Origin of the sequence: Levilactobacillus sp. HBUAS70063 (genome assembly GCF_038374745.1) — a bacterium.
GTDB lineage: Bacteria > Bacillota > Bacilli > Lactobacillales > Lactobacillaceae > Levilactobacillus.
The window spans coordinates 433,356-444,426 of record NZ_JBANSM010000002.1 but is presented as its reverse complement, the minus strand read 5'-3'; the positions used below and the strand labels follow the sequence as shown (position 1 = coordinate 444,426).

The following is an 11,071-nucleotide window of genomic DNA, read 5'->3' as shown; positions in this document are numbered from 1 at the left end:
TATACTCGTGGAGCAATCCATGTCTATTTTTATACAGTAAAAGCCCGGCGTACCGGGCTTTTACTGTACTTTTTAACTTTCAACCTTTAGTCAATGTTAAATAAACTGGTCTAGTTACGACGAAATACAGGGAGTGCCAAATCTTTTTTGGTAAATAGAAGACCTCTCCCACTAACCAGCTACTAATACATTGATTCTAATGTGAAATAAGGTAAATCCAGGATAGCCCGACAGCCAAAATAATTGGTTGCCGGGTTATTTTTCGTAAGATCTCCGTTAATACTGATCATCAATCGTTTAAAAATCAATTGTCTTGAACAATGAGTCATCATTGAATTAGTCGACATTCTTAAAGAAGTCATCGCGTTCAAACGCCACAACTGGCTCCACGTATAGCTGGCATTTGGCGACCAAATCAGCTTCCGCAAAGATTTAATAATTTCAGGCATCACCAGTATCTCTTGTTTCCGCCGCGGCAAATCTTCAAATGCTTCATGACGACTCATACAGTCTCTCCTCACCTTCACTGAATTTAGCTAACCGCTTTGGTTTTAAGCATACCACAGCTCCGACTCGTGGCTTTTCATTAACACTTCACCAATTTACGTCGCTCAAAGAAAACAAAAAGCACTACCCGGTCACCCGACTAGCACTTTCTCATGATTCATTTAACTATTCTTCTCGTTTCTTCCAACCAAACACACCCGCAACAGCCCCCAACAGCGCCAGGCCAACGATTGTCCAAGTCCGTTCCTGTTGATCGTTAGTTTGCGGTAACGTCGGTTGCTCAGCTGTTGCGGCCTGCTTCAGCGGCGTAACCGCACGGTGAACCGTGGCCTTCGAAGCGACTGCCGGCTGAACCCGTGCCGCCTGGCCACCGACCGTAACCACGACACCGGGCTTGGCCGTTGGTTTCTGGTTGGTCGTCGCATCGTCCGGCACCTCGCCAGTTGGCTTTTCGCCGTTTCCTTGATCAGCGACCTGGGCGCCATCACCATCCGTATTCGGCGTTCCTGGTACCTCCGGCGTTTCCGGCGTGGTTGGCGGCGTCACATCGCCACCACCGCCAGTCGTGCTGTCTACCGCGTAAGTCACCACAATCGCCAAATCGGCACTATCCGGCGTCACACTTTGCGCCGTCGTCTGAGTCAAGTCGTTGGCTGGATCGGTCGTGGTCACCACATGCATCCCCGTAATCGCTGGGTTCTTCACGCTGGCCAGCGTCACGGACTCCCCGTCTTGATAAACGACCCAATTCGTATCGGTCGGCTGACCCGTAACGTCTAGTTCTGGGGCCTCCGCTGACGTGGCATTACTGTAGGTCGTCACGTCCCGCGTGACCTGATCCGTGATGGTTGCGAACGCCATGGTCTGGGTGACCGGTGCGGCAACCTGCTTCTGTTGTTGATCTTGGTAGCTAATTTGTTCCTTTACCGTCTTTACGGTCGTTTGAAAACCGTGGGCTAACGTAATCGTGTAGGCTTGGTCCCCACTACCGTCCGGGGTAAAGACAATGGCACTACTGCCATCGGCATTCTTAGTGGTGTCGCTGACCAGCTGGTAGCCCTTGGCCAGTTCAGGTGCAATGACGGCACTGGAATCAAAGGTGCTCGTAGTCCCGATAGCACCCTTCAGCTCGGGATTGGTCGTCGCGTCCAACACCTGAATCGTCTGGCCAGTCGTGGCGTCCTTAAGGGTGACCGTCGCCTGTTTGGCTTGCGCGTAAACCATCCGCACCGCTTGCGTATCGCTGATGTAAGGAATATCGGCCGTTTGGCTAATGTCGGTCCAGTTTTGACCGTCGGCACTCGTCTCGGCGCCAACGTAAACGTAATCGTCAAAGTCCTTTTCGTAATCGGTCAGCGCCAGCTTGTCAGTCGACGTTCCCTTGTAATTGGCCGTTACGGGCGTTCCATCCGCATTCGTGATTGGCGTGTAGTTGCCATCTGCATCTTTCATCCCATAGCCAACGGAGATCGTCCACGGCATGACATCTTTATAGAACAGAATCGTCCAGTTCTGAGAATCATCGCTCAACGTGGCAGTCCAAGATCTCTGTGCGTTGGCCTTACCGTTACCGGCTAAATAATCTGAATAAAGACCCGTGCCATCTAAAATTAATCCGGAGAACGTGTATCCCTTCGAAATTTGCTGATTTAATAAGGTCATCACCGTCGCATTCTGCTGAACGTTGACACTCGACCCGACTTCGCCAGAAATCAAGGTAGCCGGTCCTAAGCTTAACTGCTGCCCGTCAGCCTGTAAGAGCTGAACATTGACGTTTAAATCACCGACATTTTCGGCTAAATCGTATGGCTGGACGATGTAACCACCGAAGTCGCTGTTGGTGTCTGACCAGGTCGTTGAGAGGCTTCCGTAGTCATCGCTCGTCCCCGCTAATAAGTTATACCAGGATAGCGTATTACTATTGACGTTACCTGCATCGGCACTGGATGGAAAGAGAGAAGGATAAAGCGTCCCCTCGGCGTTATCAAACCCCTTGACTGGTAGATTATTGGCGGTTAAATCTTTAACAATAAACGATGGGGTCGTATAGGTCAATACGCCATCGGTCGTCGTGCTTTGGCCTTTACCCAGCTTGGTACTAACCGTGATTGGCGCTAGCAAAACATGCTGATTAAATAGGCTGGTGCCCTCCTTAATATCCAAGTTTTTATCCGTAGCCAACGGTGAGATATCAGTGATTTGATTGTACGGCATGTTAACCTCAGTCAATTTATCTTTATTGCTCAACGCCGAAATATCATTTACAGAAAACAGGGTGATATTAATACGCTGTAGATTGGCCAACGCACTCAGGGCGCGAATATCCCAGAGGTTCCCAGACTGCATCGCATTGCCAAAAGTATTTAAACTGACAATCTCATCTGGATAGAGATTGAGGCTCTGCAAGTTAGTTGCGTTCTGCAGACCCTCCAAGGTGGTCATCGACATGAGCGCAATAAAATAGTTCGTGTACTGTGCTTGCTTGCCGTCAACAGATTGCATTAGTTGATTGGAAGAAATACTCGTGACGGTCCCCAATTCTGCCTTCGTGAAATTATTTCTAAAGTCCGCAATCGTCGCATACTCTTTAGAAAAGTTGTTCTGCCAAATGAAGTATTGGAGCCCAGAGTCCGGCATCCATTCATCAATATATAGCGGATGGGTCCCATCAGCATATTGGAGTGGGGAGTTCATATCCATTCCCTTGGCGTCTTGAGCGATATTAGTCGCGTAGGTCTCTCCCAACCAGGTGCCTGCCCCCTGTGCTTGGTACTTGGCGTTGTAGCCGTCATAGGCCCGCAAGTCAGTGCTTACACCGTCAGCATCCGTATGATCATAAGTATATTGAAGCCGCTGGGTCTTGCTGACGTGAAACACTGGCTGTCCCGTCACCTTATCCGTCAAATTATCCGGATTCTGAACCGTAATCCCGGTGGAAACGGACGGCGTCGTCGCGGTCCGAGCCTGTTTCTTCAACTGGTCGCTACCAGTTGTCTCGCCAGTTTGATCTGACGTATTATTTGAACCGTTACCAATGTTCTCGTAATTCTGATCACCAGCGCTCACGCCATCGTTAGCGGCCCGCGTCTCAGTCCCTTCGCTCCCGCCGTTATCGCTAGCGCCAGAATTATCAGCGCCAACATCGCTACCGGTGTCCCCGGACTTCTTGACGGAACTGCCATCAGACGTCAACGGAGCCACAGAATTATTTGTGCCAGCGCTTTCATCATTGTCAGTCGACTCACTGGCATTCTTCGATGACTCCAAGACTACCTGTTGTGACTGGCTCTCCGAGGTCTTGTTACCGTCCGTTGCCGTCACCGGCGCGTTATCGGCCGCCTGAGCGGTTGGCGTTGCCTGTGGGCCCGCAATGATCCCGACAGCCATACTGGTTACCGTAATCCCGGCTACCAGCCACCCCCGATGCGATTTGTACATCTTGTAATGCGTTTTACGTTCAATATTTCTCATGATTGGTCCCCCTCTTTAACTATGACCAAAATCAGGCGAAACAGCAGCGAAATCATTATTTTTATCGTTGTCATTACCCATTATAGCCATAGTGTGAGAAACAATCAACATGATAAAGTTTTATGGTGCAAAAACATTTCCCGGCGTTACTGTTATCCCCGATAGTACAGGCTTTAGTGAGCTTACCAATACGCGTAATTTTTAAACATAGCTTATTAACTAATAACATATACTCATTAATTGGTACGGTCTTATAAACCGTCTAGGGGATTCCAAATTTACTGAATTTGATGCTCAACACAAAAGTCCTCAAGACCAACTCACGGCTTGAGGACTAGACCCTATCACACTAAATGATTCATTTGCTAATAATCACGCTCAACTAAATCACAGTTTTATCACTCCGCTGTCGACCTTATTTTTACCTTGTGAAAATTGCCGACGGTATAACGATGCCCCTTTACATACCCCGGGCGTTTAATCTTGGCATACCGGTAAACCTTCATCGATCGGTGATTTTTAGATAAATAGACCTGATATCCTGATTTATATTCGCCAGACATCGCTGAATAGTCGCCAGTAATCACATAATGCCGGTTACTAATCTTCCTAAAGGCTAATTTATGATGCTTTCTAGCGAACGAACCATAGGGCCCACTGTTGAATAAATTCTCTTTATGCTTGTCCATCGTAAAATCTTCTAAATGAAATTCCTTATTCGCGACATAAAGATCCGTAACAACGTAATGAATGCGCGGATCACTATGTACTTTCAACTTGCGATCGTTAGTTTCCCAAACGCCCTTAAGCACTTTAGGCGCCCGGTTAAGATGAATTGCTTGTGCTTGTGCACGCTCAGTGACTGAAAAAGATAGACTAAATACCCCCACCAACACGGCCCCTATAGCGATAACGCTTTCTTTTTTCATCCGTATGCCTCCTCCGATGAAAACGGCTGACTAGTTAACGACATTCTAAGAATATGAATAGGTAAAAGCCTGAACGAAAGATGCAATCCGCTAGATTATATCTCGTTCCATCAACCTACCCAAGTCAGCATACTAGATAAGAAAATATTATTCAATGCGTAAAACGTTAACATTACACAATAAATATCAATATGATTTTCTTAATACATTCCCACTCTTTTGTCATATTTCCCGCCAGTCGTTCAATCGTCATTAAATTCAACTAACGGTTGGAAGATAGGCTAAAAGTTCTAGAATGCTTCCCCGTTCATTCACAATAAGATGGCAATGGCCCATAGTGGGGATTTCTTTGCTTTCTTGGTCATTAAGGAATTGTCCCCGCTATGGATCTTTTTAATCAATTAGTATTGCACTTGGTTGGACAATCCGTTGTTGAGAAAAAGGTTATTCAACAATCGCATAACCGTACCCATCGCAAAGGTACTGGCGCACCACAACGACTTTACGATGGCAGTTACTGCGCCTTGATACCCAGCACATCATACGGTGACAGATACAAGGTTCGCATGATTACTTTTGAAAGTTCGCTTTGCGTTAATGAATCCTCATTGGACAGCCAGGTAAGAATGACTGACATGATGGCGTTAGTGACTATGCACAACGCATATTTTTGCGGCAAGTCATTTCTAAATATTGCAGCCCCCTTGACGCGCTTTAGTTCGCTTAAAATTGATTTCTGAAGCAAAGCTGTAATTGCGTTTGCGAAAGCCGGATCACCATTGGGGCCAAAAAGAAAGCTAAGAATTGCTTTGTTCTCGGCCGCAAAAGCAACAATATCTTCTACCACAGGATACGGTTGACCGGAACTCAAATCTTGATAGTTCATCGTCCCGTCAATGCCAGTATCTAACATCAACCGAAACTTGGAAGAAAGACTATTTTCAACATTTGTTACCAAATCATCCTTATCAAGGTAGTGCAAATAAAAGGTTCCGCGACTAATACGACTAAGACGGGTTAAATCACTCACCGTAATTTGGTTTAGCGATTTCGTTTTTCCCACGGTAACCAATGCATTCAAGATAGCTGCATCAGTCTGTGCAATTTGTTCTTGATGGGTTGGCATGTCAACCTCCTCTGTTTAATTGACACTTTTCAAATAAATGGTCATAGAATTCAGCAATCTATGTGTTTTAATAATCGTGTAGTTTGATTAACACGTTGTCCATTATAATCGACTGGAGGAAAAAATCAATGACATCTTTCATCTCAGTACAAAATGAAACCAAAACCTATGGTAGTGGTGATCACGCTGTTACCGCAAACAAAAATATCAGCTTTGAAATTGCTCCCGGTGAACTAACGATCATTCTCGGTGCGTCTGGCGCCGGCAAGTCAACGTTACTCAACGTACTTGGCGGAATGGATCATCTGACCAGTGGCACGGTTAATGTGAATGGCGTTGAGCTTAGTGAACTCGACTCACGTGGCTTAACAACTTATCGCCGCAAACAGGTCGGCTTTGTTTTCCAGTTCTACAACCTGGTACAAAACTTAACGACGATTGAAAATGTTGAATTAGCGGCCGAAATTGCAGATCAAGCCATGCCAGCCGAAGAAGCCTTGGCTGCTGTCGGACTAGAGAAACGTATCCAAAACTTCCCCGCCCAACTTTCAGGCGGTGAACAACAACGCGTCGCGATTGCCCGCGCGATTGCGAAGAATCCTGATCTATTATTGGCTGATGAACCAACTGGCGCGCTGGACTATCACACGGGCAAAAAGATTTTGCAATTATTTCAAGATTTCACGCGTAAGTCCGATAAGAATGTGATTATTGTTACCCATAATTCAATGATTCGACCAATGGCTGATCATGTCATCGAAATAGCTGACGGCCAAGTAAAAGCAGACACCCGCAATGAGAATCCAACGCCGGTTGCCGAATTAGAATGGTAGGTGATAACTGATGAAAATGCTAAACAAAAATATTGCGCGCGAATTCAAAATGTCTCTTGCAAGGTATATCTCGGTATCAGCGCTCTTGATGCTGGGCGTCTTCGTCTTCATCGGGTTGAACGTCACTGGACCAAATATGCGCAAAACCGCGCAAACCGCATACAACGCTGAGCAGCTTGCAGATGCTAAGGTCACATCAACCGTGAGCTTGAACGCAAAAGATCGAACGACGATTGAAAACCTTGCGGGCATCAAAAAGACCGAATTTGGCCATACAACGGACACAGTCATTAAGAACACCAAGCGCGTGCTACGTATTCAAAGCAATCCTAAAACTTTATCTAAAATGACCCTCACTAAAGGACACAAGGCAACCACTGCTAAACAAATTGTGTTAAGTGACAAGCTCCGCGGTCAATACCAGCTCGGTGATCATATTACTGTAGCCGCCGGTAAGGCTAATGGGAGTACTGGGCTGACACACAAAACATTTACCATCGTTGGCTTTGCGACCTCAACAGAGTATCTAAAAAAGGACAACCTCGGTTCGACAAGTCTTGGTAGCGGTACCTTATACGGTTTTGCCTATACCACCACTGGGGCTTTTTCTAGCAGCAAGCCCAACGTTGCCCGCTTAGCATTTACGAATGTCAAAGGTGCCGCCTATTCCAATGCCTATGAACACTATGCCACCCAGCAAGTGGCAAAACTGCAACGAAAGCTTAACCAACGCAATCGCGCGCGAGTAGCAAGTCTTCGCAAAGATCTAACCCAACAAATTAACGATGCCAAGACGCGCATTGCTAAGAACACAACGACAATCGCAAACGCAGACACAACGCTAGCTACCGCCCAAAAGCAATTAAACACCCAAATGGCCCAAGCAAAGGCTGCTCAGTCTTCAAGCGCCATTACGACCCTAACAGCCAAACAGAAAACGCTGGATCAACAGCAAACGGCATTAAAGAAGCAAAAGCAAGCACTCAAGACCGCAAAGGCTAAAGTAGTCGACGCGAAGGCTACTAAGCGTCAGCTCAATGATGTGTCCCTAACCATCGCCAGCCGCAACGACTACAACGATGGCTACAACAACTACGGCGAAGACGCAGAGCGCATTGACGCGCTGGGCAAATCTTTCCCTGCGTTCTTTTTCCTGATTGCTATTCTAGTTAGCTTCACCACGATGCGGCGAATGGTTGAGGAAAAGCGCATTGAAATGGGGACCTTGCGCGCGCTTGGGTACACCAAAGGCGAAGTCATGCGCGAATTCCTCATTTACAGTATCACCACTGCGGTTACGGGTACGGTGTTTGGCAGTATTCTCGGCCTACTCGTGTTGCCTAAAATCATCTTCCGCGCGTATACCGCCAACTTTAATTTCTCGAGTCTCCAACTAGCACTACATCCGGGATTCATTGCTGCCGGCTTCGCCATCGCTTTATTCTCGACGGTACTGGCCTCTTGGCTGGCCGCACACGCTTCCCTAAAAACAATCACCGCCGAGCTCATGTTGCCCAAGCCCCCCGTCAGTGGTTCACGAATTTTGTTGGAACGCATCACACCGATCTGGAAGAGAATGAGTTTTTCCCACAAAGTCACCGCTCGTAACCTATTCCGCTATAAGGGTCGCATGCTCATGACCATCATTGGGGTGGCAGGGGCCACTGCACTAATGATCACCGGCTTTGGCATCCGCGATTCGCTCAATACAATTATTGACCGCCAGTTCAGTCAAATTAGCCAGTACGATCTTGTAGCCGTGTACAATCCTAATGCTAAAAGAAGTGACGTTACCTCTGCTCAAGAGAGCATTACCAAAGCCAACACCGTCAAGCGGCACAGCTCGGCTTACTTTGCCAATGTTTACGCAACAAGTAGCGACTCTAACTCGCGTGAAAACATTTCTTTACTTGTCCCAAGTTCAACCTCGCAACTTGATCAATATATCAAATTGCGAGACTACAAGACCAATAAGAAGATGACCCTTAGCAAGAATGGCGCAATCGTATCACAAAAACTTGCCAAGCTTCAAAATGTGAATGTTGGCGACACATTCACAATCAAAGACACTGATGGAACCAGTCACAAAATAAAGGTCGCCGGCATTACCAAGATGTATGCTGGGCACGGCATCTACATGAGCAAAGCCTACTATAATCAGGTTTACGACACTAACGTCACCGCTAACGCCTATCTAGTGACGCTGAAACATGCCACTGCTAAATCTGTGAATGCTTTTGCTGCCAAATTCAACCGAACAGCCGCGGCCGTTCAAACCGTCCAGTCTAAGGAAACCAAGAAGACAATCACTAACATCTTAAGTAATCTGAACAACCTGATCCTTGTCCTGGTGCTTAGTGCTTCGCTGCTCTCGCTGGTCGTGTTATACACGCTAACCAATATCAATGTGTCAGAGCGGGTGCGCGAATTGTCCACACTCAAAGTGCTCGGCTTCTACCCTAAGGAGGTGCTGATGTATATCTATCGTGAAACCAATATCTTAACCGGTGCGGGGATCATCGTCGGCATTGGGGTGGGATACGCTTTTCACGCTTACATTATGGCGCTTCTCCCACCTGCAACAGCAATGGTCGCACCTGGCCTAACTTGGATCAACATTATCATTTCTGTCGGTTTAACAATCGTATTTTCTCTGGTCGTGATGTTCATGATGAACCGCAAGATTCAAAGCGTGGATATGCTAGAAGCGCTTAAATCTGTTGATTAGTCTGCTGATTCTCGTTGCGTAAAGACCGCCGAATAGTACTAGTATCGTCATCCAACGACGAAACCGAAGATTTGTGATGAACATCCTCAATGAACCGCTCAGCCCTCTCGGCTTGGCGGTCTTATTTTGCCCATTTTCACTAATATTCGACTCATTCCAGATTTAGTTTAATTTCTACTTTTGACTTTCACCTGTCTACATGCCAAAAGGAATATCAAAAAATGGGCGAATTACAATTTTTCAATAAAAAAGCATATAATTGGGGTGGCGAAACGAAGACTTAAAACCAGTACAAAAGTTAACAATTTTGTAAACTATCTGGTTTTTATATATGCACTTTCTGAAAGATAAAACTAAATTGGAGATGATGGCATGGAATTGCAAGTTAGGATAGCTTATGAAACCGCTGAAATGTTAGAGTTGCTCAAAGAGCACTATCAAAAACAAAATGGCATTAACTTTACTAAAGGTGATGTACTATCCAAAGCAATTTTAGATACTTATGTTGATTGGAAAAAGGTAGATTGGAGTAAAACACTTATTTTACCAATAAAAATTGAAAAAAAATACGACATTAATTCTGGTTCACAAAGGCCCAAATTTCAATTATCAAATAGTGCAGGTTCTAAAATTGACGAATTAAGAACAATCATTAAACAAAGCGTTGACGCAAGGTCTGTAACTATTGGTGTCGCAATTAAGTTTGTTCTACGTCAGGCAATTTACAAAATTCAACATGAAGATATCGTTTCAATCGAAAGTGTCGTGAATGATACTCTAGATGAATACTTAGCTAAGGAGTTACCAGATGATATAAAAGAAATTTTACAAAAATATACTGACGAACTTTTAACAAAACTCGAAGTAGATGACTTACTATAGCCACCATTTAGAACTCTAAAAAGAGTTCTTTTTATTTTGTCAAATTTAAGGAGAAAAAATATTGACAGAAAAAGTGAGATCGAGTAATATTATGGAATAATTGGAGAAGAAATAAAGGAGGTAATGAACTTTCTCACGCTATTGTTCCTTAAAATTTGAATAGTTGCTCGCTACTAATGCCTATTAAAAATGGAGGTTTAAGTTATGTCTGTAAATATTTTTACCCTCAATGCAATGAAGAAATCGCCACTCGCCATGAAACTTTTCGCAATGAAACTTTTCGACACATTAGGCAGTTATATTGTCGACTATACTCTAAGTGAAGATAACTCCGTTGATGATGAAACCGAAGAAAAGACAGTTGAACTTTTGAAACAATGTAATGAATTTGCCATTTCACACAACATGGAGGAGCTATGTACTATTTATGAGGTATTTAGTTTAATGCAAGACATAGTCATAATCTATACCAGCGTTGTGCAGGAGTTGGTGAAAGAAAAACAGCAAGTTGAAGAAGTTGAAATTAATATACAACTGAAAGGCAATTAAGCCTTTTCTGAGGTGAACCCCCAAGGTTGGACAGAAAATCCAATCT

The 11,071-nt window shown here is 45.1% G+C and carries 8 protein-coding genes; 4 read left to right on the top strand and 4 right to left on the bottom strand.

What is annotated here, in order from left to right; translation table 11 throughout:
• Nucleotides 1-182: 182 nt before the first annotated feature.
• The 4 genes from V8I28_RS04975 to V8I28_RS04960 all read right to left on the bottom strand — a co-directional run bounded on the left by V8I28_RS04975 (nucleotide 183) and on the right by V8I28_RS04960 (nucleotide 6,033).
• Entirely contained in the window at nucleotides 183-506 is a 324-nt protein-coding gene (locus tag V8I28_RS04975) for a hypothetical protein (RefSeq protein ID WP_341779002.1), read from the bottom strand.
• 166 nt (nucleotides 507-672) lie between these two features.
• On the bottom strand, nucleotides 673-3,978 hold the full coding sequence (locus V8I28_RS04970) for a mucin-binding protein (RefSeq protein WP_341779001.1): 3,306 nt from the start codon (nucleotides 3,976-3,978) through the stop codon (nucleotides 673-675).
• 398 nt (nucleotides 3,979-4,376) lie between these two features.
• A complete protein-coding gene (locus tag V8I28_RS04965) occupies nucleotides 4,377-4,907 on the bottom strand; it encodes a hypothetical protein (protein ID WP_341779000.1) in 531 nt (176 codons plus the stop codon).
• Nucleotides 4,908-5,421: 514 nt separating this feature from the next.
• Complete coding sequence (locus V8I28_RS04960; protein WP_341778999.1) at nucleotides 5,422-6,033, bottom strand: TetR/AcrR family transcriptional regulator; 612 nt, start codon at nucleotides 6,031-6,033, stop codon at nucleotides 5,422-5,424.
• 128 nt (nucleotides 6,034-6,161) lie between these two features.
• Between V8I28_RS04960 and V8I28_RS04955 the strand changes: the two genes are divergently transcribed.
• From V8I28_RS04955 to V8I28_RS04940, 4 genes are all read left to right on the top strand, one after another.
• Entirely contained in the window at nucleotides 6,162-6,866 is a 705-nt protein-coding gene (locus V8I28_RS04955) for an ABC transporter ATP-binding protein (RefSeq protein ID WP_135367601.1), read from the top strand.
• Nucleotides 6,867-6,876: 10 nt separating this feature from the next.
• On the top strand, nucleotides 6,877-9,594 hold the full coding sequence (locus tag V8I28_RS04950; protein ID WP_341778998.1) for an FtsX-like permease family protein: 2,718 nt from the start codon (nucleotides 6,877-6,879) through the stop codon (nucleotides 9,592-9,594).
• 372 nt (nucleotides 9,595-9,966) lie between these two features.
• Nucleotides 9,967-10,476 carry a hypothetical protein gene (locus V8I28_RS04945; RefSeq protein ID WP_341778997.1) on the top strand — a complete coding sequence of 170 codons (510 nt, stop codon included), beginning with the start codon at nucleotides 9,967-9,969 and terminating at the stop codon, nucleotides 10,474-10,476.
• A 204-nt stretch (nucleotides 10,477-10,680) separates the two neighbouring features.
• Nucleotides 10,681-11,025 carry a hypothetical protein gene (locus tag V8I28_RS04940; RefSeq protein WP_341778996.1) on the top strand — a complete coding sequence of 115 codons (345 nt, stop codon included), beginning with the start codon at nucleotides 10,681-10,683 and terminating at the stop codon, nucleotides 11,023-11,025.
• The last annotated feature ends 46 nt before the right edge of the window (nucleotides 11,026-11,071 follow it).